The organism is Megalodesulfovibrio gigas DSM 1382 = ATCC 19364 (assembly GCF_000468495.1).
Lineage (GTDB): Bacteria > Desulfobacterota > Desulfovibrionia > Desulfovibrionales > Desulfovibrionaceae > Megalodesulfovibrio > Megalodesulfovibrio gigas.
This window is the reverse complement of the sequence record NC_022444.1, coordinates 1,298,618-1,322,606: the sequence shown is the minus strand read 5'-3', so window position 1 is coordinate 1,322,606 and position 23,989 is coordinate 1,298,618. Positions and strand designations below refer to the sequence as shown.

The following is a 23,989-nucleotide window of genomic DNA, read 5'->3' as shown; positions in this document are numbered from 1 at the left end:
GGCTAGAGCATTTTAATTTTGGAAAAGTGAGCGGGGGAAGAACCTTTCTTCAGAAAGGTTCTTCCCCCGCGAATTCTTTTCAAAAATACGTTGCGTTAGCAGAATTCGTCGTACAGCATCCGGTCCTTGTATTCCGCCTTCTTGCCCTTGTTCCACTGGCTCACGGGGCGGTAGTAGCCCACGATGCGGGTAAAGACTTCCGCATCCTCGCCGCACACGGGGCACTCGTGGTGCTCGCCGCGAATGTAGCCGTGTTCCTTGCACACCGAGAACGTGGGCGTGATGGACAGGTACGGCAGCTTGGTGTCCGTGAAGGCCTTGACGATGAACCGCTGCAGGGCCTTGGTGTCTGCCACGGCCTCGCCCAGGAAGGTATGGAACACGGTGCCGCCGGTGTACAGCGGCTGCAGCTTGTTCTGGTGCTCCAGGGCGAAGAGCACGTCCTGCGTCAGCCCCACGGGCAGGGCCGTGGAGTTGGTGTAATACGGGGTGCCATTGCCCGAGGCCTGGATTTCCGAGTACAGCCCCTTGTCGATCTTGGCCAGACGGTAGCTGGTGCCTTCGGCGGGGGTGGCTTCCAGGTTGTACAGGCTGCCTGTTTCTTCCTGATAGCCGGACGTGAGTTCGCGCAGGTGGTTGAGGACCCGCTGCATGAGGCGGATGCCGGCATCGGTTTCGATGCCTTTGCCCAGCAGGTTCATGCAGGCCTCGTGCCCGCCCACCAGGCCGATGGTGGAGAAGTGCCCGGCGTAGCCGTTTTTCAGGTAGCGCCGCGTCCAGGGGAAGAGGCCCTTGTCCAGGTTGTCCTGGATGAGCTTGCGCTTGAATTCCAGGGCATCACGGGCCAGGCCGGCGTATTCCGTGAGCAGATCCAGGAAATCTTCCTCGCCCTGGGCCAGGTAGGCCAGCTTGGGCAGGTTCAGCGTCACCACGCCGATGGAGCCGGTGAGGTCGCCCGCGCCAAAAAGGCCGCCGGTTTTCTTGCGCAGCTCGCGCAGGTCCATCTGCAGCCGGCAGCACATGGAGCGCACGTCTTCGGGGTTGAGGTCCGAGGAGATGAAGTTCTGGAAGTACGGCGCGCCGTACTTGGCCGTGAGCTGCAGGAGCATCTCGCCCAGGTCGCTTTCCCAGGGAAAGTCCTTGGTGACGTTGTACGTGGGGATGGGGAAGGAGAAGATGCGGCCGTGGAAGTCGCCCTCGTTCATCACCTCCAGGAACGCGCGGTTGATCATGTCCATTTCCGCGCGGTAGTCGCCGTAAGGAGTGTCCGTGATTTTGCCGCCGATGATGGCCCCTTCCCGGGCGATGTGCGAGGGCGGCACGAGATCGAAGGACAGATTGGTAAAGGGCGACTGCCCGCCCCAGCGTGAGGTGGTGTTCAGATTGAACACGAACTTCTGCATGGCCTGCTTCACCTGGGTGTAGTTCAGGCCATCGTGGCGCACAAAGGGGGCGAGATAGGTATCCACGTTGTTGAAGGCCTGGGCGCCGGCCCATTCATTCTGCAACGTGCCAAGGAAGTTCACCATCTGCCCAAGGATGGAATCGAAATGCTTGGCCGGGCCCGCCGAGGAACGGCCATCCAGGTTGAAGCCTTCCAGCAGCACATCGCGCAGGCTCCAGCCGGCGCAGTAGCCGGCCAGGCCGAAGGAAAGATCGTGGATGTGGAAATAGCCGTGGTTGTGGGCTTCGCGCACTTCCCCGGGGTATTTTTCCAGGGAATACCGGGCCTGGATGGTGCCGGACAAGTGCAGCATGAGCCCCTGGAAACTGTGGCTCATGTTGGCGTTTTCGTTCACGCGCCAGTCGGCCTTGTCCAGGTAGGTGTCGATGGTTTCGGCCACATCCAGATAGGCGGCCTTGTGCTCGCGCAATTCGCGGCGCTTTTCACGATACAGAATATATTTTTTCGCCACGTGGAAAAGCCGGCTCTCCATGAGCACCTGCTCCACGGTATCCTGCACCAGCTCCTGCTCGGCGACCTCGCACTCCTCCAGCTTGGCTTCCACCTTGCGGGCCAAACGCTTGGACAACAGGGGATCCTTGACCCCGCTGGCGTTCAGCGCTTTGAGAATTGCAATGGCGATGCGGTCAGGCGACCACGTTTCCAGACAGCCGTCTCGCTTGCGGATCTGTGCGGGCATACTTCCTCGGCTCCTTGTACGGTTGCAACGTCAGCTCGAACCCGGCCGGCAGCTGCTGGCGGGTCTCTTCAATATCCTCAGGGGTCAACAGCGGCACGGTGGTGCACCGGAACTGAAACGCCCCGGGCCGGTGCGCGGCCATGGCGAACATGCGCCCAAGATTCCTGGCCGCGGTGTCGGGGTCTGCACTGCCGCCAGCCAGGCCCGGCAGGCCAGGAAGACCAGTCAGACCGGTCAGGGCCGGATACAGCCGCCAGGGCCCCTTCACATCCACGGCCACGGCAGCCACCAGCTCCCGATCCAATAAGCGCTCCACCACGTCTGGCAACATGCCATTGGTGTCCAGCTTCACGGGCAGATCGAACGCGGCGATTTCCTCCAGCACCTCAGCCAGCTGTGGCACGCAGGCGGCTTCGCCTCCGGTAACCACCACCCCGTCCAGCCAGCTGGCGCGGGCCTTGAGAAAGCCCAACACCTCGGCCCGGGGCAAGGAGGGCACGGAGTCCGGCGCCCAGGCAATGCGGCCGTTGTGACAGGTGGGGCAGGCCAGATTGCAGCCGCCGAAAAACAACACACACACATTGCGACCGGGCCAGTCGCAAAAGCTCAGGCGCTCCAGCCCCTTGAGCTGCGCCCACCCCGGAGAGTCGGGGGGACAGGCGCCACGGACAAAACGCCCCCCGGGCGCGCAACGGGGAGAGGCTGCGACGACGTGCATGCCGGCCTTCGACCTTTTAGATAGATTCAAGAGTTAGTTTAGAAAAATACCGAAATGCGGGTGAGAAAGACTCTACTTTTACTTCAAGGCAATGTACAGCCAGCCGCCGTGAAAAAGAACAGGGTGATTTGATATCTATGGGCAACGCCAGCACAATTTTTTTATTTCCGGAATAATCTTTTTTGTTTCAAATAGATACATAAAAACACAGCCCACACTGCACGCGGGGATACTGATGCACAAGTTATGAACAACTGTGAATTTTGTGTTGAAAACGCGGAAAATCACCGCATGGAAATGTCGAAAGAGTGCGCAACCGGCACGATACAGTGCCCGGGCACATGGTCTGCCTGGGGAAAAGCCCGGTACTACAGACCAGACACGAAAAAGGACGGCCAGGCTCCTGGCCGTCCTTGGCGAACACGCGGTCGCTTTCGCTTCAGCCCGGGCAAGGCCCTGCGTCAGCTATTCGAAAATTTTATCGATCTTTTGCTTCAGGGTCTCTGCTGTGAACGGCTTGACGATGTAGTTGGACACCTTGGCCTGCACAGCTTCAATGACGTTTTCCTGCTGTGCTTCCGCAGTGACCATAAGGAAGGGCAGGTCCTGGAATTCCTCGCTGGCGCGGACCTTGCGCAGCAGCTCAATGCCGGTCATATTGGGCATGTTCCAGTCCGAAATGATGAAATCAACCCCGCCCTTGTTGAGCATTTCCCAGGCGTTGGCTCCGTCGTCGGCTTCTTCGATGTTGTTGAAGCCCAGTTGCCGCAGAATGTTTTTGATGATGCGGCGCATGGTGGAGAAATCGTCCACAACAAGGATGCGCAACTTGGTATCGGCTGGCATTTTGCTCTCTCCCTGCTCTCTAGACTTTAAGTGTGCAGCAGCCTTGCAATTGTGGACTGCAATGCATGCATTGTAAAGGGTTTTTTCAGGAACTCATCCACGCCGGCCTGCACTGCCTGTTCACGTTGTTCCGCAGTGGATTCCGTGGTCGCCATGATCACCGGCAGTTCTCGAAAGACGGATCGGGACCGCAAATGGCGGACAAACGTAATGCCGTCCATCACCGGCATGTTCATGTCCACCACCACGCAGTGGACGTGGGCGCCGGCGTTCAGCAGGCTCAGGCCGTGCTGGCCGTGCTCGGCAACGAGCACTTCCATGTCCAGCCCCGGGCCAGCTCCCTGGTAAAAACTGCGCATGGCGGCGGAATCGTCGATGGCCAGCAGCCGGGTGTGCCTGCCTGCGGCAGGCGGCTCGTCCTGCCGGGCGGCCAGCCGCTGCGCGGCGGCCAGTTCTCCAAGGGATTCCAGGCAGGCGCGATGCCGGGCAATGGCTTCGGGGTCGCCTTCCTGCAGCAGGTGGTCCACTATCTTCTCGCGCAGTGCCGCCACGCCATGCATGGCATGCAGCAGGGGCGGCGCCGAGGCCGTGGCCAGCGCACACACCATGTGCGCCTGCCGGGCGGGATCGGCACTAAGAACCGGACCCACCAGACGCTCGCCCATGGCCGGAACGAACTGGGATTCCAGGGCCTGCACCAGGGCAATGCACCCGGCGGGGTCGGATTCGGATTCCCAGGCGGTCAGCAAATACATTTTGCCCGTCAGGGACGGGATGCGGCCCAGGGCCTCATAGGCGGCAAAGCGCTGGTTGGGCGTGGCCAGATGGCCGCTCTCCAGCCCGTCCAGGATGGCGTCCACCCCGCGCTTGTGGGCGATGCGACCCAGGAGGTTGGCGGCCATGATGGTCATGTCCGGATCGGCAGACCGCAGCGCCTTGACGAGCAGCGGCAGGGCCTTTTCCCCATGGGATGCCAGGGCATCGTGCACCTGACGTCTGGTTGTGGCGTTGGGATGGCGCATGTGCCGGGCCAGCTCTTCCAGGGCGCCAGGGCACTGGGCCACGGCCAGATCGCTCAGGGCGTCCATGGCGTTCCACAGCGGGGCTTCGCACATGAGGTCCGAGCAGCCCTTGCCGGCGACAGCAAAACGGTCCAGGAGTTCGCGCAGCGCGGGCAGGCTCTGGCAATCCTGGAGTGCGCCGATCATGCTCAGGCACACGCCGGAGATGAGTGTGTCCGGATGCGCAAGGTACGTGCGGAACACGGCCAGGGCGTCAGCCTGGCGCAGCATGTCCAGGTTCAGCTGGGCCAGGGCGGTCAGGGCTTCCAACAGCAATTCGGACTGCGCCTCGGCCTGCCGGGCGTCCCGGGCCAGGGCCACCAGACTTTCCAAGGCATCCTGTGCACCGGACGCGGCGGCATTGAGGGAGGCCGCAGCATGCACGGCAGCGCGCTGCACCTGGGGACTGTCATGCTCCAGGGCGCGAGCCAGGCAGCGGGGGTGCGCCAGCAACAAGGCCCTGAGCACGCCCCGGGCCATGGAATCCACGGCAGCGTCGCCCAGGGGCGTCACCGCCAATCCCAGCAAGGCAGGCAGGTCTTCTTCGTCGAGATGGGCCTGTGCCTCCATAAGCAACCGCATTTGCTCAGCAAAGCTGAGACAACGTATGTCATCAAGACGTGCCATGCAGAAGAACCCTGGGACTGCGCGTATCGCAGGCTATTCGAACACAAATTCCACAAAAAACGGGCCATGGTCGGTTTCGAACGGGATGCAGACAACCGGCTGGGAGGTGATGTGCGTAATGGTGTGGTTGTCCCCCATGATCACCGAGGGGGTGGATCCCTGGAACAACAGCCCCATTTCGGCCAGGGAGGCCCGGGCCTGCCCGGAAATCATGTTGGTCACCTCGCCCACGGCGTCCTTGGCATCCTGCACGATGTCCTGCACGTCATCGCCAAGCATGGCCTTGACCACGGCCACGGCGCATTTTTTGCTGAACGAGACCGAGATGCTGCCGTTTTTGGCGCCGGTAAAGCCGACGATGGCGGAAACGTCCCCCTGGGCGGTGCGGTCCTTTTTCACAAATGGCTTGCCGGGCTTCGGCTCAATCCTGGCCATGGTGGAAAACACGTTGATTGTCGCCTTGACAAACGGCTTAGCGATTTCCACCCCGCTTGGCTGGGTCATGACTCACGGCTCCTTGTCCCTGTTGGCCTGTGTTGGTGTCGGCTGGCGGCCCGCATGCTTCGCCCGTCTGCGCCAGATGCCCTTCGCAGCGCGAGCTTCTTCCATCGTGGGCTTATCCATACCGAGTTGTTGGAGCGCTGTCCAGCCTCGCCGGACAGGGCAAGATGACACAGGGCGCTGCAATCATCTCCATGCAGCGCACACAATTTTGTTCTTGACGACGGCAGCCCCTCTTTCGCATACAGAACCGAGAGTTCACGCAAGCGGGATTTCCCCCTTGCTGCCCCAACCTCAGCGAACCTGAGATACTGCGACACACCATGCAGGCCCACCCCAGGGATAGCGACAACACGCAGCACACCATCCTCATCGTGGATGATGAACCCATCAACCTTAAATTGTTGGGCACGCATCTGCGCAAACGAGGCTATCTCGTGGTGGATGCTGACAGCGGCCGCGCGGCGCTGGAGGTGGCAAAGACCGGCCCGGATCTCATCCTGCTCGACATCATGATGCCGGGCCTGGACGGGCTGGAAACTTGCAAGCTGCTCAAGGACGATCCCGTCACGCGGGATATCCCCGTCATTTTTCTGTCCGCCCTGAGCGATGTGGAGGTCAAGACCCGTGGCTTCGAGGTGGGCGGGGTGGATTACGTCTCCAAGCCCTTCGACTCCCGCGAGCTGCTGGCCCGCGTGACCACGCAGCTCACCCTGCGCCGCCAGGAGCGCCAGCTGCGGGCGTACGCCAGCATGCTGGAAGGCGAGGTCCAGGAGCGTTCCGAGCAGCTGGACCAGACCCGGCAGTCCCTGGAACAGTCCGAACTGCTCTACCGCACCCTGTTCGAGAGCACAGGCACCGCCCTGGCCGTGTTGCAGCACGACGGCGTGGTCAAGGTGTTCAACAACGAATTTCTGGCCATCACCGGCTACAGCCGCCGGGAACTCGCCAACAACTTTTCCTGCTTCCGCATCGTCCATCCCGAGGACGTCTCCTGGGTGACGGCCAACCACCACCGCCGCCGCAGCGATCCTGCCGCTGCGCCCGGGCGCTACGAGTTCCGGCTGCTGCGCGCCGACGGCGAGGTGCGCAACGTGGCCCTGGCCGTGGCCATGATCCCCAACACCAAAGACAGCGTCATCTCGATGCTGGACATCACGGACCGCAAGCGCGCCGAAGAACAGGTGCTGTACCATGCCCTGCACGACACGCTCACCGGCCTGCCCAACCGTACCCTGCTGCTGGATCAGTTGGGCAAGGAGATCCGGCAGGTTCAGCAGGAGCCCAAGCACAAATTCTGCGTGCTGCTGCTGGATCTGGACCGCTTCAACATGATCAACGAAAGCCTGGGCCATGGCACCGGGGACGATCTGCTGGTGGCCCTGGCCGCCCGGCTCACCGGGGCGCTGGAAATCATGCACACCGGCGCCTCCCTGCTGGCGCGCCTGGGCGGCGATGAATTCGCCATCCTGCTTGCGGGCTTGCATCACTTTGACGAAGCCGCCCGCATTGCCGATCACCTGCTGGGCACGGTGCGCATCCCCTTTGCCCTCTCCGGCCAGGAACTTGTGACCACCGCCAGCATCGGCATTGCCGGCAGCCACATCACCTACGACAAGCCCGAAGACGTGCTGCGCGATGCAGACACCGCCCTGCACCGGGCCAAGCTGCGCGGCAAGGCCCGCTACGAAGTGTTCGACCAGGAAATGCACTTCAAGGCCCGCCAGCTCATGCAGCTGGTGACGGATTTGCGCCTGGCCATCCGCAACCGGGAATTCGTACTGCATTACCAGCCCATTGTGTCCCTCAAGTCGGGCAACGTCCGCGGGGTGGAGGCCCTCATCCGCTGGAACCATCCCGAACGCGGCATGGTCAGCCCCGGAGAATTCATCCCTGTTGCCGAGGAATCAGGCCTCATCGTGCCCATCGGCCAATGGGTGCTGCAGGAAGCCTGCGCCGCCATGAGCCGCGTGACTCAGGATATCTGCGCCCAGCGCGGCGAGCCCCTGTGCCTGATGCTTTCCGTGAACCTCTCGGGCAAGCAGTTCGGTCAGGAAGACATCTTCGATCAGGTCAAGCGTGTGCTGGACGACACCGGCTTCCCGCCCCAGTGCCTCAAGCTGGAGCTCACGGAAAGCGTAGTCATGGAGAATGCCCAGACCGCCGTGGCCCTGCTGCAACGCCTCAAGGCCCTGGACGTGCAGATCTCCATCGACGACTTCGGCACCGGCTACTCCTCCCTCTCCTACCTGCAACGCTTCCCCGTGGACATGCTCAAGATCGACCGCTCCTTCGTCAGCCGCATGAGCCACGGCAGCGAAAACATGGAGATCGCCCGCACCATCGTGGCCCTGGCCCACAGCCTGGACATGAAAGTGGTGGCCGAAGGCGTGGAAACCTTCGAGCAGGCCCAGCTCCTGCGCGACCTGGGCTGCGAATACGCCCAGGGCTACTACTACGCCCGGCCCATGGCCCTGGAAGCCCTGCACGCCGGCGGGCTGTTCCTCAAACAATTCGACCTGGATACCCCCCTGGAATAGCATGCGCCTGGCCTGCTGGAACGTCAACGGCATCCGCGCCGCCTGGGGCAAAGGCTTCGGGGACTGGTTTGCCGCAGCGCAGGCGGACGTGGTCTGCCTGCAGGAAACCAAGGCCCATCCGGACCAGCTGGGCCCGGCCGAACGCCAGCCCGACGGCTGGTGGAGCGCCTGGCACTGGGCCACCAAAAAGAAAGGCTATTCCGGCGTGGCCTGCTTTGCCAAAACCCCGCCCCTGGCCTGCACCCTGGATCTGGCCGACGAACGCTTCCATGGCGAGGGCCGCTGCATCAACCTGGAGTTCCCGGCCTTTCATCTGCTCAACATCTATTTCCCCAACGGGCAGATGAACGAAGAACGTCTGGCCTACAAGATGGCCTTCTACGATGCCTTTCTGGAGCATGCCCAGGCCCTGCGCCGCGGCAAGCCCGTGGTGGTCTGCGGCGACTTCAACACCGCCCACACCGAGCTCGACATCGCCCGGCCCAAGGAAAACGAGAAGACCTCAGGCTTTCTGCCCATGGAACGAATCTGGATGGACCGCTTCGAGGCCGCCGGCTATGTGGACACCTTCCGCCATCTGCACCCCGGCGAAAAGGACCACTACACCTGGTGGAGCTTCCGGGCCAATGCCCGTCCCCGCAACGTGGGCTGGCGCATCGATTATTGCTACGTCTCCGCCGAACTGACGGACGCCATCGCGGACGCCTGGATCGAGCCCCAGGTCATGGGCTCGGACCACTGCCCCATCGGCCTGGAACTGTCCCTGCCCCTGACCTAGCGCACGTTGTTTTTGAAAAGAACTGTCGGGGGACAACCTTTCTGGAGAAAGGTTCNGAGCGCGAGAGGGGAGAACCTGTTGCAACAGGTTTCCCCTCTCGCACAGATCTTTTTCAGGAGTGGTTCCTCTCCCCGTCCGCCTGCCGTGGCCGTGCCTCCCGGCGCACGCGGGGGGTTCTGTCCAGCCAGAACATCACCGCAATCATCCCGGCCGTGGCCAGCAGCAGCATGGCCGAGCCGTACAGCCAGAACAACAGCGGCATCATGAAGTAGTAGGCGCGCAAGCCCTTGTGGAAGTGCCGGGCCGCGCGGTTGAGCTCCAGGGCGACAAACTCCATGGACTGGCAGCGGCCGGCCTCGTCGCTTGGGGTGTTGATGAGAAATCCCAGATGGTTGTACAAGCGCACGGACATGGAGAAGCTGAAGAATGCGCCGAAGAGATTCACCACCAGCAGCAGCAGCTTGAACCCGAAGAGGCTCTGGGCCGTGGTGTCGATGCTGGTCAGCACGTGCCAGGTCTGGATCAGCCTGCCGGTCTGGCTGGCCATGGAGAGCACGCCCACAGCCAGAATGATGGCTGTGGAGGCCAGGAACGTGGCCGCCATGGTGGCGTTACGCAGGGTCTGGATGGCCAGCAGATCCTTCTGCCCAGTCATGACGCTCGCCACCCAGGCCTTGCGCGCCAATTCCGTATAGGCCTGCATGGTGTAGAAGGGATCCCGCCGGAGGCGGCACTGCAGGAACAGGTGATAGCAGCCGTACAGCCCTGCGGAGGCCAGCAGGCAAAGCAAATCCGTCAGATGCGCGGCAAGTATGGGATGCATGACCGGATCACGCCGCCAGCAGGTGCAGAGAGAGGGTCAGCCCGTGGCCTTCGCGGCTGCGCAGGTGCACCGAGCCGCCGAAGTCTTCCACGGTCTTCTTGACCATGGCCAGACCCAGCCCGGCCCCGCTCTCCTTGGTGGTGAAGAAGGGGCTGAAGGCCTTCTGGATGGCCTCGTCGCTCATGCCCTGGCCCTGGTCCACAATCTCCAGCACCACCACGCCCTTCTGCTCGCGGTCCATGCCCAGGCGCACCAGCACCTGCCCGCCGCCGGGCATGGCTTCCACCGAATTCTTGATGCAGTTCACCAGACACTGGGACAGCCGCGTGGCATCGCCCTTGACCGAGGGCGTTTCTTCCAGCTGTTCAAATCGTATCTCGTAGCCCTGGCTGGCATAGCCCAGATGCATGAAGGTGGTGGTATCGTAGGCAATCTTGGCCACGTCCACCACGCCGGTTTCCTCGCCCGAGGGCTTGGCGAAGTCCAGGATGCTTTTGAGCATGGATTCCAAACGCTTGGACTCCTGGACGATGATTTCCAGCTTTTCCTGTTGCTGCTGGGCGCGTTCGCGGCGGGTGCGCTCGGTGATGTCCCGCCGGATGAGCAGGATGTTCGCCAGATTGCCCTGCGGGCTGAGGATGGGATAGCTGTACAGCCGGTAATAGCGCAGTTCCCCGCGTTCGGACACGCGGGTCATCAGGGCTTCGGCCGCCTCGCCGGTGCGCAGGGTGGCATGGAAGGGGCAGCCCTCATTGTGGGATTCACAGAACAGCTGTCCCGGCTCCACATGCTCCACAAGCCAGCACGGCCGGCCGATCAGCGCTTCCCGCGGCAGGCCGGAATGGGCAGCGGCATGGCGGTTCAGGTCCACCACGCGGGCCTCGCGGTCCAGCAACATGATGTCCTCGCGCATTTCGTCCATGATGGTCTGCATCAAGGCCCGCTGCCGGTCCAGCCGCTGGCGGCAGTGCTGGGAAGTCTGCAGCATGTTGTGCAGGCCGCAGAAAAAGATGGCCGCAGGCTGATCCACCAGGGAGATCGTCGCCGGCAGCCGCTCGCGCAACATCTTGGTTTTGAGGGCGTTGCAGGTCAGTTCGATGATCAGGGTGATGTCCGGGTGCGCGGCGTACAGTTCTTCCCAGGTGTCATACAGGGGCGTGCCCAGCTGCTGCAGATAGCTGCGTTTGGCGCTGGAATCTCCCACTTCCGCCGCGCCGGCCAGGACCATCTCCGGCACGTAGTCGTGGTATTCCGTGTTGTGGATCAACTCCATGATGGACATGAATCCCGGTCCGGCCCCCACCAGCCCCACCACGATCCTGGACTCGTCGGACTCCAGCAGGCACTGTCCGTCGGTCGCGGACAGCGTGCCATTCGTCACGCACACGTCCAGCCCGGCGACGCCTTCTTGTGTCTGCTGCTTCTCCTGTCCCGTCATGCATCGCTCCTGGCCCATATGTCTGGATGTCTGCCGTCCACCTTAGCGGCCCCTGGAGCAGGGCGCAAGCTGCGGACGGCCGGACGGTTGATTTTCCCATGACGTGCGCTGCGGAAACTGGTATACGCCAGGGCATGACGCACTTCGCCGCCATGCTGCTCCTGTGGAGCCTCCTGACGACAGCCCTGGCCCCCGCCATCGCCTGGGCAGCGCCCGCTGGCGAACGTCCCAGCCAACGTCCCATGGTGCTCTGCTCCACCACCCAGATTGCCGACTTTGCCCGCGAGCTCGCCGGGGACGATCTGGACGTGCGCTGCGTGCTCGCACCGGGAGCCGACCCGCACACCTACTCCCCCACTCCGGCCGACGCCGCCCTGGCCGCCCGCGCCGCCCTGTGCCTGCAAAACGGCCTGCACCTGGAAGGCTCCAACTGGATGGCCTCCCTGGCCCGGGACGCCGGCAAGCCCGTGGTCACCTGCGCCAAGGCCGTGGTCCCCCTGCAGATGGACTACGACGGCCACGCCATGCCCGACCCCCACGCCTGGTTCTCCCCGGCCAATGCCGCGGCCTATGTGCGCACCATCCGCGACGCCTTCCTGCAGCTGGACCCGGCCAATGCCCCGGCCTACGCCGCCCGGGCCGACCTGTACCTGCAGCAACTCAGCGTGCTGGACGGCTGGATCCGCCAACAGGTGGGACACATCCCGCCGGCGCAGCGCATCCTGGTCACCAGTCACGACGCCTTCAACTACTTTTGCCGCGACTATCGATTCAATGCGCACAACAACTACCTGTCCCTGGCGCCCATCGGCTGGTCCACGGGCGGAGAGGTGGGCGGCGGCATGACGCCCTCGCGCCGCGCCCAGGTGGTGGCCTCCCTCAAACAGTCCGGCACGCGGGCCGTGTTCGTGGAAACCAGCGTCAATCCCAAGCTGTTGCGCGAAATTGCCGACGAAGCCGGCGTGGCCATCGGCGGCTCCCTGTATTCCGATTCCATGGGCGAAGCTGGCTCGGCCGGCGAACGCTACCTGGGCATGATGCGTGAAAATGTGCTGACCATCGTCCGCGCCCTCACGGGAGAATAGGATGCGCGTGCTGCTGGCCCTGGCCGTGTGCGTCCTCATCCTGGGCGGTGTCTGGCGCTACACGGCCACCCTCGGCGTGCCGGCCACCGTCGTCACGACGGCAGCGAATGCGGTGGACACCCTCCCCGGCCTGACGGTGGAGCTGCACGCCACCGCGCCCCTGGCCCCCAGCCCCTTCGGCCCCCAGCCCGAGGCTCCGGCCCTGGCCCTGCTGCTGCACGGCGCCACCCTGGCCACAGCCGCCAGCCTGCCGGCCTTCGAGTCACTGCACCTTGATCTGCCGCCCCTGCCCCGCGAGCGCATTGAGCTGCTGGCCCGGGCCACCTTCCCCGAGGGCGAAGGCCACCGCCGCCATGCCCTGCGGGTACGGGTGCTGTTCCACGGCGCGCCCCTGGCCGAGGCCACGGCCTGGAGCCAGGCCGGCCTGCCCCTTACCCTCGTGCTGCCCGTGGATCTGCGTCATGTCCAATAATTCCATGCCCTATGCCATCGAGGTGGAGCACCTTACCGTGAGCTATGGCCCTTCACCGGCCCTGCTGGACGTCACGGTGCGCATTGAGCCCGGGCTGCTGGTGGGGGTCATCGGCCCCAATGGCGGCGGCAAATCCACCTTCATCAAGGCCGTGCTGGGCTTCGTTAAGCCGGACCTGGGCCGCGTGCGCATCCTGGGCCAGCCCGTGGAAAAGACCAAGGGGCTGGTGGCCTACGTGCCCCAGCGCGGGGCCGTGGACTGGGATTTCCCCATCACCGTGGGCCAGGTGGCCATGATGGGCCGCTACGGCCGCATCCCCTGGTGGAAGGATCCCGGCCGCCAGGACCGCGAACGCGTGGAAGAAGCCCTGGCCATGGTGCGCATGGAAGGCTTCCGCCACCGGCAGATCGGCCAGCTTTCCGGCGGGCAGCAGCAGCGGGTGTTCATGGCCCGGGCCCTGGCCCAGGGCGCGGAGGTGCTGCTGCTGGACGAGCCCTTTGCCGGGGTGGACGCAGCCACTGAACGCGCCATCCTGGACGTGTTCTCCCGGGCCCGCGCCGCCGGCAAGACACTGGTGGTGGTGCATCACGATCTGGCCACCGCCGCCGAGTATTTCGACCGTCTCCTGCTCATCAAGCAGCGCAGCTACGGCTACGGCCCGCCCCAGGCCGTGTTGCAGGAAGAATTGCTGGCCGAGGTGTACGAAGGCAAGCTGCGGCTCTTCGGCCTTCCGACCAAGGAAACTGGAACCGCGAGATGATGGACGCCCTGACGCAACTGCTGCTGACGCCCTGGCAGGAAGGCTTCTTTGTCAAGGCCATGCTGGGGGGCTGCCTCATCGCCATGGTCAGCGGCGTGGTGGGCTGCCTGGTGGTGCTCCGGCGCATGGCCTTTCTGGGGGACGCCCTGTCCCACGCCATGATCGCCGGGGTGGCCGGCGGCTACCTGTTCATGAAGCTGCTCTTTGGCATCGAGGCCCACGCCCCGGCCATGCTGGTGGGGTCCCTCATCGCCGCAGTGCTCACGGTCATGTGTATCGGCTTTGTCTCGCGCGTGGCCAGGGTCAAGGAGGATACGGCCATCGGCGTCATGTACACCGGCGTCTTTGCCGGGGGCGTGGTGCTGGTGTCGGTGTTCAAGCATGCCATCCACATCGACCTCATGCACTTCATCATGGGCGACGTGCTGGCCATCGCCACGGCGGATCTGTGGGCCGCAGCCATTGCCGCCAGTCTGGTCACTGCCGTCATCATCCTGTTTTTCCGCGCCTTCCAGATCACCAGCTTCGATCCGATCATGGCGGCGGCCATCGGCTTTCCCGTGGTGCTCATCGATTACACCCTCACGGTGTGCGTCAGTCTGGTGGTGGTCAGCGCCGTGTCCATGGTGGGGGTGATTCTGGTGGTGGGCCTGCTCATCACGCCCGCAGCCACGGCCTATCTGCTCTCGGACCGTCTGGAGCGCATGATGGTGCTGGCGGCGCTGTTCGGCGTCTCCAGCGTGGTGCTGGGGCTGTATGTCTCGGTCTGGCTGGATACGGCCGGCGGCGGCGCGGTGATGCTCGTCTGCACCCTGCAGTTCCTGCTGGTGCTGGTGTTCGCCCCCCGGTACGGCATGCTGGCCCGGCGGCTGCGGCTGGCACGCATGGTGCCGCAGCAGCTGGCGGAAGACATCCTCATCGAGCTGCTCAAGGCCGAAGACGCCCCCTCCGCTCCCCCGCACCTGACCCAGGACCACTTGGCTGCAGCCATCGCCGCGCACCCGCGAGAGCAGCACGTCCGGGCCATGCCGGTGCGCACGGCCCTGCGTCGCATGGCCGGTCAGGGCCTGTTGTTGCTGGATGACGGCCCGATGCGCCTTACCGAAGCCGGCCGCGCCGAGGCCACACGCATCCGCCGCGCCCATCGGCTTTGGGAAAGCTGGCTGGATCACCTGGGCGAACCCGCCGAGGCCCTGCACCAGAAGGCCCAGGCCCTGGAGCACGTCCACGCTCCGGAAGCCCTGGACTACCTGGACGACATGCTCCTGCACCCGGACACCGATCCCCACGGCGAGCCGATCCCCAGGAATCCCGACCGCTTCACCGCCGACGCCCGCATCCCCCTCAGCCTGCTGCGGCCGGGCGACTGCGGCACGGTGCAATGCAGCGGCACGGCCTGTCAGGCGGCGAACCTGCTCCCGGGGGTCTGCGTGGAAGTGCTGCCCCGGCTGGATGGCGGCCGCACGTGGCAGGTGCGCCTGCCCGACGGCAGCGTGCGGACCTTCGATCACCCCCAGGCCGATGCGATACTGCTGGAACGGGTGACACTGGCCGAGGGGTGCGGCTGCCGCGGCGTTTCTGCCTGACGACACATCGCCATCCCGGTCCGGATCAGGGTGCGTACGCTTTGAGCAGCAGCTCCAGGGCCCGGAAGTCCAGGGGCTTGGAGAGATAGTCGTTCATCCCCGCTTCCAGAAACCGCTCCCGGTCGCCCTGCATGGCAAAGGCCGTGATGGCCACGATGGGCGTGGTCACGCCTTTGTCCCGCAGCTGGCGCGCCACGTCCAGGCCGCTGACCAGGGGGAGCTGGATGTCCAGCAGGATGAGATCAAAGGCGTCGGCCAGGCCCTTGGCCAGGGCGTCCTGGCCGTTTGCGGCGGTGGCCACATGATGCCCCCGCCGGCTCAAAAACGTTTCCATGGTGTAGCGGTTGGTGGGTTCGTCCTCGGCAACCAGGATGCGCAGCGGCATTGGCGATGCGGGGTGCGTGGGCGCGAGGGCGGCGCCAGAGGCCGCAGGGGCGGCATCGGGCTGCGGCGTGGGCAGGGACGCGCACGGCAGGGTGACGGTGAATTCCGACCCCTCGCCCGGCCGACTGACCACCTGAATGCTGCCGCCCATGAGCTTCACCAGCCGGGCCACCACGGTCAGCCCCAGTCCGGCCCCCTTGTGGCGCGGGAGAGGCACGCCGTCGCCATGCTGCGCAGGCGGGTTCTTTTTGACAAAGGCCCCAAACAATTGTGGGATATCCGCCTCGTTGATGCCCGGTCCGGTGTCGGCAACCTGGAACACCAGCACGCCGCCGCCCGGCTCTTCCGCAAAATCCGACCGCTGCGAGTCCTCGGAGGTGCGCAAGGACACCACCTCCAGCGTCACGCTGCCTGAGGCGGTGAACTTCACGGCATTGCCCAGCAGGTTGAAGAGCACCTGCCGCAGCCGGCCGGCATCGCCAAGGATGGTTTCCGGCGTGGCGGGATCCACCCAGACGTCGAAGCTCAGCCCCTTGGCCTGGGCCTCGCCCAGGAACAGGGAGGCCACCTCCTCCACCAGCACCCGCAGGTCCAGGGGTTTTTCCTCCAGGGTCAGCCGGCCGGCCTCCACGCGCGAGAGGTCCAGGATGTCTGAAAGAATGGTCACCAGCCCGCGCCCCGAGGCCAGGCCGGTGTCCACGTATTCCCGCTGTTCCGCCGTGAGGGACGTGAGGGAGAGCAACTGCAGCATGCCCAGCATGCCGTTCAGGGGCGTGCGGACCTCGTGGCTCATGTGGGCCAGGAACTCGCTTTTGGCCTGGGAGGCGGCCTGGGCGTCCCGGGTGGCGGCCTTGAGTTCCTCCTCCATCTGCAGCCGCTTGCTCAGATCGCGGCAGATGGCGGACAGGCGCTGCACCGTGCCGTCCGACTCCCGGTGGGCGATGAAGGCCTGGGAGACGGGCCGTTCCTGCCCGCGCGAGTTTCGCAGCACGGTTTCGCCAATCCAGACGCCCTCGCGCAGGGCCACCGGGATGGCCTCGGCCACGATGCGCCGCCCCACATCCGATGGGTGCAGCATGGGGATGCGCAACGGCGGGCCGTCCAGGACATCCTGGCCGTAAAATTCCCTGCCGGCGTTGTTGAGGTACAGCACTTCCCCGGACGCCTGGGCCATGAACACGATATCCGGCGACGACTCGATAAGCGTCACCAGCCGGGCCCGCACCTGTTCTGCCTGCATGACGGCAGTGGAATCCAGGGAAAACCCGGTGAGCCGGCCGCCCTGATCCTGGAACGCGTAGGTCTCCAGCTGCCAGGGACTGTCCGGCGCCTCGCCCCGGACCACGAAGGACGTCGAGCCTTCGACCTGCGCCCGGGCCAGGCGTTCGGCAAGATGGGGAAACACGAGATCCAGCCGGCGGCCCACCAGGGCATCGTCCTCCAGCCCCAGCCGACGCAGGCCCTGCCCGCGGCAGAAGAGCACCTCCTGTTCGGCATTCACCTGCAGCATGAAAACGGGCAGTTGGTGGAGCATGGCTTCCAGCAGGCCGCCCTTTTCCTGGGCCTCGGCCTCGGCAGCGCGCCTGCGCTGGACCTCGCGGGTCAACCGCCTGTTGACCACCAACAGCGCCAGCACGCCAGCCAGGGCCACGGCAGCCACAACCAGCACCAACAGCAGGGATCGTCGCATGCCCTCCAGGCGCTGGGCCTCGGTGGTGTGCACCAGGCCGTCCACGAGGGCCGGATCCCCGGCGTAGCCCAGGGAACGCAGTTCCTGGGCCATGCCCCGCCAGCGAAGCGCTTCCATGCTCCCCACCGGCACCCAGTCCGGGGCGATGAGCCGTCGCACCGCCTCGGCCTCCTGGAGCAGCACCGCCCTGTCCGCCTCGGGGGCGTAGCGACGCAGGATGAGGTCCACGGTCTCGTCCGGGTTGTCCAGGGCATGCTGCCAGCCCCGCAGGGTGGCGCTGACAAAGGCGTCGATGTCCCCGGCGCGGCGCCGCAGGACCGCCTCGGAAGTGAACAGGGTATCGCCATAAAATTCAATGTCGTAGGCAGCAGGCCGCAGGACCACGGGGTCCAGCCCGCGGGCCTGCAGCTGGAGGGCCTGGGTGGAAAGATAGCCGGAGATGGCATCCACCTTGCCGGTCAGCAGGTCGTCCAGGCGCGCGGTCACGTTGTCTGCCAGGATGACATCCTGCATGCGCACACCGGCCCTGCGCAGCATGGCCCAGAGCTCCAGGTCGCTGTGCCTGGTGATGGCCACCCGCTTGCCGGCCACGTCCTGCGGGGTGGCGATGCCCGAACTCTTGAGGGCCAGAATGGCTAGGGGGGACCGCTGAAAGATGGCGGCCAGAGCCACCACGGGCTTGCCGGCCATGCGGGCTTCCAGGATATTCGCCGCGCCGATGCCCACATCCACCATACCGGTCAGCACGTCTTCCACAGGGTCCCGCCCGCTGTTCCATTCCTTCAGGACGACGTGCAACCCGGCATCTGCGTAATATCCCTGCTCAAGCGCGACATAGCATCCGGCAAACTGGTATTGATGCCGCCACTTTAACTGTACCGTCAGCGGCTGGGCCGCCGCCCATGACGCCGTGGCGCTGGCTAGGCATGCGCCGGCCATCAGCAGCACCTTGAAAAACAGCAGCGGAGATACGTCCATGTGCGGGCCGTAGCATAAGATCGCCGATTTGACAAAGTCAGGGTTTGGGCATGGCCCGCCGTGACGTGGCATAGGCCCAGGCCAATGCGGCCAGACCAGCCAGGATCATGGGCAAGGACAGCACCTGTCCCATGGTCAGCCAATCAAACGCCAGGTAGCCCAGCTGGGGATCCGGCTCGCGCACGAACTCCACCAGCCCGCGGAAGAGGCCGTACAGCAGCAGAAACACGCCGGTGACGGCTCCCGTCGGTCGCGGCTTGCGGGAAAACAACCACAGCACCGCAAACAGCACCAGGCCTTCCAGGGCCGCTTCATACAGCTGCGAGGGGTGCCGCGGCAGCCCTCCCGCGGCAGGATCCGGGAAAACCATGCCCCAGGGCAAATCCGTGGGCCGTCCCCAGAGTTCGCCGTTGATGAAGTTGCCCATGCGCCCGGCGAACAGCCCCGGAGGCGCCAGCGGGCAGACGAAGTCCCCGATTTCAAGAAACGTCTTGCCCTTGCGCCGGGCAAAGAACAGCCCCGCCAGCGCGATGCCCAGCAACCCGCCGTGGAAGCTCATGCCGCCGTGCCAGACCTTGAACACGTCCAGGGGATGGCTGAAGAAATGATTGAAATCGTAGAAGATCGTATAGCCGAGCCGCGCGCCGAGGATGAGCCCGGCCACGCACCAGGTGATGAGATCGTCCACCATCAACGGCGACCACCCCGCCTGCGACCACGGCGGCCGCGATGCCCGCCAGCGGCCCAGCAGCCAGGCCGCGCCGAAGCCGAGCATGTACATGAGGCCATACCAGCGGACGGCGAACGGGCCAAGGTGGATGGCCACGGGATCAAAGGCCGGGTGCAGCAGCATAACATCTTCCTTGGGCAGAGAATTCTTCCGGAACGCCACGGGAGGCCTGCAGGCGCTTGAGGCGCGGGGCGAGTGTAACGCCCAGGCAAATCAACTGCAACTGACGATACGCAACATTTACAAAATTCCTGTTGCGTTCATTCGCGACTGTGGTATTGCTGCAGTCATCAGCTTGCATCTGCTTGTAATAGAGGAGTTCGTCATGAATAAACTGTTGTTCGCCATTGTTGCCGTTCTGGGTCTTGTGATGACCTTCAGCGCCATGGCTCAGGCATTCAGCCTGCATGTGGGAGACAACGGCGTATCCCTCAGCACCGGTCCGGTGGTGGTGGCTCCTGCGCCTGTGGTCGTCGCACCTGCGCCGGTAGTGGTCGCCCCGCCAGTGGTGGTCCGGCCGGCTCCGGTGGTGGTTGCCCCGCCAGTGGTGGTCCGGCCGGCTCCGGTGGTGCGTCATGCCCCAGTGGGTCGGCCTGCGCCTCGCGTGGTGGTGGTGCCGTAGCGCCCGCCACGTTGCAGCAGTCCGCCACCGCAACAACAGTCTTGGGGAACATTTCCATGTACGCCCTGCAGTCGCCATCTTGCGGCTGCAGGGCGTTGCGTTATCGTTTGCGCCAGCTCGTTTCCTCGCCGCGGCGCAGACGACCGATATTCTCCCGATGCCGCCAGAACACCAGCGCTGCCACGGCCAGCGCCAGGGGCACCAGTTCCGCGCGGCCGAACACGGCCAGCAGCACGGGCAGGGCAGTCACCAACCCCAGCGACCCCAGGGAGACATACCCCGACACCGCAATGGCGGCCACGCACACCGCCGCGGCCCCCAGACAGTGCCAGGGGGCCAGGGCCGCAAAAATGCCCAGGGTGGTGGCCACGGCCTTGCCGCCTTTGAACTTCAGGAAGATCGAATACACATGCCCCAGCAGGGCGGCAAAGGCCACCAGACTCACCAGCGCCGTCTCCGCCCCCAGTTGCCAGACCACCAGGACGGGCAGAAAGCCCTTGGCCATGTCCAGAATCATGGCCGCCACACCCCAATGTGTGCCGCACAGCCGGGCCACGTTGGTGGCGCCAATGTTCCCGCTGCCCTGGGTGCGCGGGTCCACCCCGCAGAACGACTTGGCGATGAGCAGTCCGAACGGTATGGAGCCGAGCACATAGGCCCCGGCAATCATGATGATCCACATGACGTAGTCCCTCCGACGCGTATATGTTTCACATCTCCAGCACATCCTCGACGCCGTAGTCCACGGCCGTCTCGACAATGTGCATCTCGTTGTGCAGAGGGTCAATGCGCCCCAGGGTCAGCTGCACGCGCTGGCCCACGTGGCAATCGTCCCCGAACAGCCGTCTTGGGCCACGGATGTACAGCTGCGCTTCGGGCAGGGCGCAGGCGACCATCGCCGCGTGCTGCTCCACCACCACCGCCGGAAACGACCCGTGCGCGGCGGCCTGGCGCAAGGCCTCCATCTTCCAGTACCGGGTACGAAACCGTTGCACACGGCCGGTGGCCTCGGCATTGGACTGAATGCCCGGCAGCATCGCCTCCAGCTGCTCCCGGCCCAGGGGCGCACGCCCCTGCTGCAGCATGCCCGCCAGCTGGGCCTGATTCACCAGATCCACATACCGGCGCAGGGGTGAACTCACCGGCGCATACATGGATTCGCCCAGGGTGGCGTGACGCCGCGGCGTCAACTCCAGGCCCGTGGCGCCGATGCCCCGCATGGCCCGGTAAATATCCTGCGGGCGGGACCAGATGCCCTGCGCCTCGGCGCTGATGGGCACATCCTGCGTACGGTGCAGCAGCGGTACGTCCTGAGCGGCCGCCCAGCGTGCCGCGGCGGCGTTCACCAGAATCATCAGTTCGCTCACCAGTAGCTGGGCCCTGGGCGTTTCCGGCTTGTGCTCCAGGCGCACCTGCGCGTCCCGGCCCAGGCCCTGCCCTTCCAGCACCAGTTCGGGTTCGCTGCGTTCCACCTGCAGCGCGCCACGATCCAGCCGGCGTTGCCGCCTGAGCAGCGCCAGGGCATAGCCGGTGCGCAGGCCGCAGGGATCGTCCTGGCTGCTGTCCATGTGGATTTCGGCCTGCTGATAGGTGTGATTGGCAGAGACGCTCACCTGCGCCAGGCTGGGCGTGGTCTCCACCAGCATACCCTGGGCGTCCAGCCGCATATCCAGCACCAGGGCCGGCCGTGCGACGCCGGCAAAGAGGGAAAACCGGTCCAGCCCCACGGCTTCGGGCAGCATGTGCAACACGGCTTCGGGCAGATACAGGGAGGACGCACGACGGCGCACGGCCTCGTCCAGGGGACCACCAAGCGGATAGCCCAGCACCGGACAGGCCAGGGCCACGACGCAGCGGAAGCCGCCGTCCTCCAGGGCCTGGATGCGGAAGGCGTCGTCAATGTCGCGGGTGGTCTCGCCGTCGATGCTGGCCAGGGGCAGATCCAGCGTGGCGGCGGTGGCGCTCCAGGCCCCGGCGTCGGCAATCCAGGCATCCAGCTCGTCCTGGAAGACTGCGGCCCAGGCGGCATCGTCCTCATACCCCGCCTGATCCAGGGGGATGTTGTAATGGTGCGGCACCAGCCCCCAGGCCCTGGCCAGGAGGAAAGGCAACTGCGCCTCCTCCGGCGGCAGGCCCTTTTTGAGCTGCTGCCAGAGGGGGGCGGTGTCCTGGTCCTCGGGATTGGTGATGCGCACACGCAGCAGTTCGGCCAGCTGCTGTTCCTCGGGCGTGGAGGGCAACGGCGGCGGCGCAGTTCTGCCCAGATGCACGTTCCAGAGCAGCGGAAACAGCCGCTCCCCGGCGGTCTGCAGGGCCTCGCGGGCGGCGCGCTGCTCCTGCTCGACGAGGCGTGCGTCCACCAGAGCCTGCGGATGGATCTCAAAATACGGCGGCTGAAAGCGAAAATGCGTCTTGCACGCCAGCAGCACCCGACCCACAGCAGCGCGGCGGTCGGCGTCCCGGGCCTCTTCCCTGGGCCAGAGCAGCTCGGCGAACCAGGTCAGATCCGCCTGGGCCAACTCGCCCTGGGCCAGTTCCCAGATGGCCATGGGATCAATGCCCGCCTCCAGGGCGGCGCGCACCTGATGACGCTCCTCCAGAATGTGTTCCAGCTCGTTGCGGGAAAGCGCAGCGCCATACTGCGGCCCGGCCCAGGGCAACACCCGGGCCGCGGGCAGCAGCGTTTCTCGCTTGTTCTGGGTGAACAGCCGCAGCCGCCCCCCGCTTTCCCCCACCACGATGGCGAGCTGGGGCTTGTTGCTGTGGAGAAATTCCACCACACACCCCGGCCCGGGATACTGCACGGCAGGTAAAATCAATGCGCGTCCTTGGCCCTTAGTGTTTGAACGACCGCTGGCCGGTGAAAACCATGGCCGCCTGGGGCTTGGCTTCGTTGACCGCCTGGATGACCTCGAAATCCCGCATGGAGCCGCCGGGCTGGGCAATGGCGGCCACCCCGTGCTCCAGGGCGGCATCCACGCCGTCGCGGAAGGGGAAGAAACCGTCGGACACCATGGCCGAACCGGTCAACCCGCCCTTGGCGGCCTGGGCGCGGGCCTGGATATCGTCCAGAATTTCCTGAAAGGAGGCTTCCGCCCGGGCCTTGGCCTTGAGCTCATAGAAGGAACATCCCTGTTCCCGGAAGGCCAGCACATCCGCATACTTGGTATACGCCTTGAACACGGCCAACTGCACGCAGCCCACGCGGTCCTGCTCGCCCGCGCCAATGGCCACGGTGGCGCCGTCCTTGGCGAAAAGTACGGAGTTGGACGAGACGCCGGCCTCCACCGCCCAGGCGAAGAGCAGGTCATCAGCTTCCTGCCGGGAGGGCTTGCGGGCCAGGATGGTCACGCCGTCCTTCTCGGCCGTGGCGGGGAGAAAATCATCCACGCTGCGGATGCGGTTGAGGAAGCTGGTCTGCACGATGATGCCGCCATCGGAAAGGCACTTGATGTCCAGCACGGGCTGGCCGGCCAGGCGGTCCAGCTCGGCCAGGCCGGGCAGTTCCAGAATACGCAGATTCTTGCGGGACTTGAGCACTTCCACCGCGCCGGGCTCAAAGGCCGGGGCGGCCACCACCTCAAAATACTGGGCGGCAAGGAACTCGGCGGCGGCCTTGTCCAACGGCCGGTTGACCACCACGGCCCCGCCAAAGGCGGCGATGCGGTCCCCCCAGAAGGCCTTGGCCACGGCGTCGGCCAGGCCGGCATCGCTCCAGGCAGCGCCGCAAGGGTTGTTGTGCTTGAGGATCACCGCGGCGGGCTTGGCCGTGAGGTACTGCAAAATATTGACGCCGTTGTCCACGTCGGTCAGGTTGGTCTTGCCGGGATGTTTGCCGGCCTGGAGCATCTGGGCCTCGGTCAGGGAGGAGACGAGCCCCGCCGCCTGACAGCGCAGGTCCACCCCGCCGGGCTGCAGCGCGCCGGCAATGCAGGCGTACAACGCGGCGGACTGGCCGGGATTCTCGCCGTAGCGCAGGCCTTTTTCCTGGTTGTCGATAACCCAGGTGCGCTTGGCGTAGACCAGTTCCTGGTCGCCAAGGCGCAGGGTCAGCTTTTGCGGGAAAATGTCCTTTTCCAGGTTTTTGTACATGCGCTTGAGGTCTTGCATGGGTTGCGCTCGCTTCTTCCGCTCGGGATGGGACGTGATGGGATGGGGGCCGACTCGAATCTGGCAGCGTACCACAGCCCGCCGACATGGGCAAAT

19 protein-coding genes are annotated in these 23,989 nt (G+C 65.0%); 7 read left to right on the top strand and 12 right to left on the bottom strand.

Annotated features, from left to right (window positions below):
- Positions 1-95: 95 nt before the first annotated feature.
- From DGI_RS05855 to DGI_RS05835, 5 genes are all read right to left on the bottom strand, one after another.
- Positions 96-2,144, bottom strand: coding sequence for a ribonucleoside triphosphate reductase (locus DGI_RS05855; protein WP_021759874.1), 2,049 nt, complete (start codon positions 2,142-2,144; stop codon positions 96-98).
- A complete protein-coding gene (locus DGI_RS05850; RefSeq protein WP_081696900.1) occupies positions 2,092-2,862 on the bottom strand; it encodes a radical SAM protein in 771 nt (256 codons plus the stop codon). The genes DGI_RS05855 and DGI_RS05850 overlap by 53 nt, the downstream gene beginning before the upstream one ends.
- A gap of 465 nt (positions 2,863-3,327) precedes the next feature.
- The gene (locus DGI_RS05845) at positions 3,328-3,708 is read right to left on the bottom strand and encodes a chemotaxis response regulator CheY (protein WP_021759871.1); all 381 of its coding nucleotides are present in this window, start codon (positions 3,706-3,708) and stop codon (positions 3,328-3,330) included.
- A gap of 26 nt (positions 3,709-3,734) precedes the next feature.
- Positions 3,735-5,339, bottom strand: a complete 1,605-nt coding sequence (locus DGI_RS05840; protein ID WP_027193213.1) for a response regulator — start codon at positions 5,337-5,339, stop codon at positions 3,735-3,737.
- Positions 5,340-5,429: 90 nt separating this feature from the next.
- On the bottom strand, positions 5,430-5,900 hold the full coding sequence (locus DGI_RS05835; RefSeq protein WP_021759869.1) for a chemotaxis protein CheX: 471 nt from the start codon (positions 5,898-5,900) through the stop codon (positions 5,430-5,432).
- Between the two features lie 320 nt (positions 5,901-6,220).
- Between DGI_RS05835 and DGI_RS05830 the strand changes: the two genes are divergently transcribed.
- Positions 6,221-8,437 (top strand): putative bifunctional diguanylate cyclase/phosphodiesterase, encoded by a 2,217-nt coding sequence (locus tag DGI_RS05830; protein WP_021759868.1) that lies wholly within the window; start codon positions 6,221-6,223, stop codon positions 8,435-8,437.
- 1 nt (position 8,438) lies between these two features.
- The gene (locus tag DGI_RS05825; protein WP_021759867.1) at positions 8,439-9,215 is read left to right on the top strand and encodes an exodeoxyribonuclease III; all 777 of its coding nucleotides are present in this window, start codon (positions 8,439-8,441) and stop codon (positions 9,213-9,215) included.
- Between the two features lie 112 nt (positions 9,216-9,327).
- Here DGI_RS05825 and DGI_RS05820 read toward each other — a convergent pair whose 3' ends face one another.
- Together DGI_RS05820 and DGI_RS05815 are read right to left on the bottom strand one after the other, a co-directional pair.
- A complete protein-coding gene (locus DGI_RS05820) occupies positions 9,328-10,038 on the bottom strand; it encodes a DUF599 domain-containing protein (protein ID WP_021759866.1) in 711 nt (236 codons plus the stop codon).
- Between the two features lie 7 nt (positions 10,039-10,045).
- On the bottom strand, positions 10,046-11,476 hold the full coding sequence (locus DGI_RS05815) for a sensor histidine kinase (RefSeq protein WP_021759865.1): 1,431 nt from the start codon (positions 11,474-11,476) through the stop codon (positions 10,046-10,048).
- A 134-nt stretch (positions 11,477-11,610) separates the two neighbouring features.
- On the opposite strand from DGI_RS05815, the gene DGI_RS05810 reads away from it, so the two are divergent.
- The 4 genes from DGI_RS05810 to DGI_RS05795 are packed head-to-tail and all read left to right on the top strand — an operon-like array spanning position 11,611 to position 15,379.
- Positions 11,611-12,561, top strand: a complete 951-nt coding sequence (locus DGI_RS05810) for a metal ABC transporter solute-binding protein, Zn/Mn family (RefSeq protein WP_202961836.1) — start codon at positions 11,611-11,613, stop codon at positions 12,559-12,561.
- A gap of 1 nt (position 12,562) precedes the next feature.
- Positions 12,563-13,033 (top strand): hypothetical protein, encoded by a 471-nt coding sequence (locus DGI_RS05805; protein WP_027193215.1) that lies wholly within the window; start codon positions 12,563-12,565, stop codon positions 13,031-13,033.
- The gene (locus DGI_RS05800; RefSeq protein ID WP_027193216.1) at positions 13,023-13,793 is read left to right on the top strand and encodes a metal ABC transporter ATP-binding protein; all 771 of its coding nucleotides are present in this window, start codon (positions 13,023-13,025) and stop codon (positions 13,791-13,793) included. Before DGI_RS05805 ends, DGI_RS05800 begins: the two co-directional genes overlap by 11 nt.
- Positions 13,790-15,379, top strand: coding sequence for a metal ABC transporter permease (locus DGI_RS05795; protein ID WP_202961835.1), 1,590 nt, complete (start codon positions 13,790-13,792; stop codon positions 15,377-15,379). The genes DGI_RS05800 and DGI_RS05795 overlap by 4 nt, the downstream gene beginning before the upstream one ends.
- Positions 15,380-15,404: 25 nt before the next feature.
- On the opposite strand, the gene DGI_RS17015 is transcribed toward DGI_RS05795, so the two are convergent.
- Both DGI_RS17015 and lgt read right to left on the bottom strand, forming a co-directional pair.
- Complete coding sequence (locus DGI_RS17015; protein ID WP_021759861.1) at positions 15,405-18,431, bottom strand: ABC transporter substrate-binding protein; 3,027 nt, start codon at positions 18,429-18,431, stop codon at positions 15,405-15,407.
- A gap of 37 nt (positions 18,432-18,468) precedes the next feature.
- Positions 18,469-19,284: a prolipoprotein diacylglyceryl transferase gene (gene lgt / locus DGI_RS05785; RefSeq protein ID WP_021759860.1), complete on the bottom strand. Its 816-nt coding sequence runs from the start codon at positions 19,282-19,284 to the stop codon at positions 18,469-18,471.
- A gap of 202 nt (positions 19,285-19,486) precedes the next feature.
- Between lgt and DGI_RS05780 the strand changes: the two genes are divergently transcribed.
- Positions 19,487-19,783 (top strand): hypothetical protein, encoded by a 297-nt coding sequence (locus tag DGI_RS05780; protein WP_021759859.1) that lies wholly within the window; start codon positions 19,487-19,489, stop codon positions 19,781-19,783.
- Positions 19,784-19,883: 100 nt separating this feature from the next.
- Here the strand turns inward: DGI_RS05780 and plsY are convergent, their stop codons facing one another.
- The 3 genes from plsY to DGI_RS05765 are packed head-to-tail and all read right to left on the bottom strand — an operon-like array spanning position 19,884 to position 23,893.
- Positions 19,884-20,465 (bottom strand): glycerol-3-phosphate 1-O-acyltransferase PlsY, encoded by a 582-nt coding sequence (gene plsY / locus DGI_RS05775; protein ID WP_027193217.1) that lies wholly within the window; start codon positions 20,463-20,465, stop codon positions 19,884-19,886.
- Positions 20,466-20,493: 28 nt separating this feature from the next.
- The gene (locus DGI_RS05770; protein WP_021759857.1) at positions 20,494-22,602 is read right to left on the bottom strand and encodes an RNB domain-containing ribonuclease; all 2,109 of its coding nucleotides are present in this window, start codon (positions 22,600-22,602) and stop codon (positions 20,494-20,496) included.
- Between the two features lie 16 nt (positions 22,603-22,618).
- Entirely contained in the window at positions 22,619-23,893 is a 1,275-nt protein-coding gene (locus tag DGI_RS05765; RefSeq protein WP_021759856.1) for a phosphoribosylaminoimidazolecarboxamide formyltransferase, read from the bottom strand.
- Positions 23,894-23,989: the final 96 nt, after the last annotated feature.

Excerpts from the sequence above, each read along its gene's own strand:
- DGI_RS05820 (WP_021759866.1), bottom strand. The coding sequence starts at position 10,038 with ATGCATCCCATACTTGCCGCGCATCTGACGGATTTGCTTTGCCTGCTG.
- DGI_RS05845 (WP_021759871.1), bottom strand. The coding sequence starts at position 3,708 with ATGCCAGCCGATACCAAGTTGCGCATCCTTGTTGTGGACGATTTCTCC.
- DGI_RS17015 (WP_021759861.1), bottom strand. The coding sequence starts at position 18,431 with ATGGACGTATCTCCGCTGCTGTTTTTCAAGGTGCTGCTGATGGCCGGC.
- DGI_RS05830 (WP_021759868.1), top strand. The coding sequence starts at position 6,221 with ATGCAGGCCCACCCCAGGGATAGCGACAACACGCAGCACACCATCCTC.
- DGI_RS05825 (WP_021759867.1), top strand. The coding sequence starts at position 8,439 with ATGCGCCTGGCCTGCTGGAACGTCAACGGCATCCGCGCCGCCTGGGGC.
- DGI_RS05840 (WP_027193213.1), bottom strand. The coding sequence starts at position 5,339 with ATGGAGGCACAGGCCCATCTCGACGAAGAAGACCTGCCTGCCTTGCTG.
- lgt (WP_021759860.1), bottom strand. The coding sequence starts at position 19,284 with ATGCTGCTGCACCCGGCCTTTGATCCCGTGGCCATCCACCTTGGCCCG.
- DGI_RS05805 (WP_027193215.1), top strand. The coding sequence starts at position 12,563 with ATGCGCGTGCTGCTGGCCCTGGCCGTGTGCGTCCTCATCCTGGGCGGT.
- DGI_RS05800 (WP_027193216.1), top strand. The coding sequence starts at position 13,023 with ATGTCCAATAATTCCATGCCCTATGCCATCGAGGTGGAGCACCTTACC.
- DGI_RS05835 (WP_021759869.1), bottom strand. The coding sequence starts at position 5,900 with ATGACCCAGCCAAGCGGGGTGGAAATCGCTAAGCCGTTTGTCAAGGCG.
- DGI_RS05810 (WP_202961836.1), top strand. The coding sequence starts at position 11,611 with ATGACGCACTTCGCCGCCATGCTGCTCCTGTGGAGCCTCCTGACGACA.
- DGI_RS05855 (WP_021759874.1), bottom strand. The coding sequence starts at position 2,144 with ATGCCCGCACAGATCCGCAAGCGAGACGGCTGTCTGGAAACGTGGTCG.
- DGI_RS05850 (WP_081696900.1), bottom strand. The coding sequence starts at position 2,862 with ATGCACGTCGTCGCAGCCTCTCCCCGTTGCGCGCCCGGGGGGCGTTTT.
- DGI_RS05780 (WP_021759859.1), top strand. The coding sequence starts at position 19,487 with ATGAATAAACTGTTGTTCGCCATTGTTGCCGTTCTGGGTCTTGTGATG.
- DGI_RS05795 (WP_202961835.1), top strand. The coding sequence starts at position 13,790 with ATGATGGACGCCCTGACGCAACTGCTGCTGACGCCCTGGCAGGAAGGC.
- plsY (WP_027193217.1), bottom strand. The coding sequence starts at position 20,465 with ATGTGGATCATCATGATTGCCGGGGCCTATGTGCTCGGCTCCATACCG.
- DGI_RS05765 (WP_021759856.1), bottom strand. The coding sequence starts at position 23,893 with ATGCAAGACCTCAAGCGCATGTACAAAAACCTGGAAAAGGACATTTTC.
- DGI_RS05815 (WP_021759865.1), bottom strand. The coding sequence starts at position 11,476 with ATGACGGGACAGGAGAAGCAGCAGACACAAGAAGGCGTCGCCGGGCTG.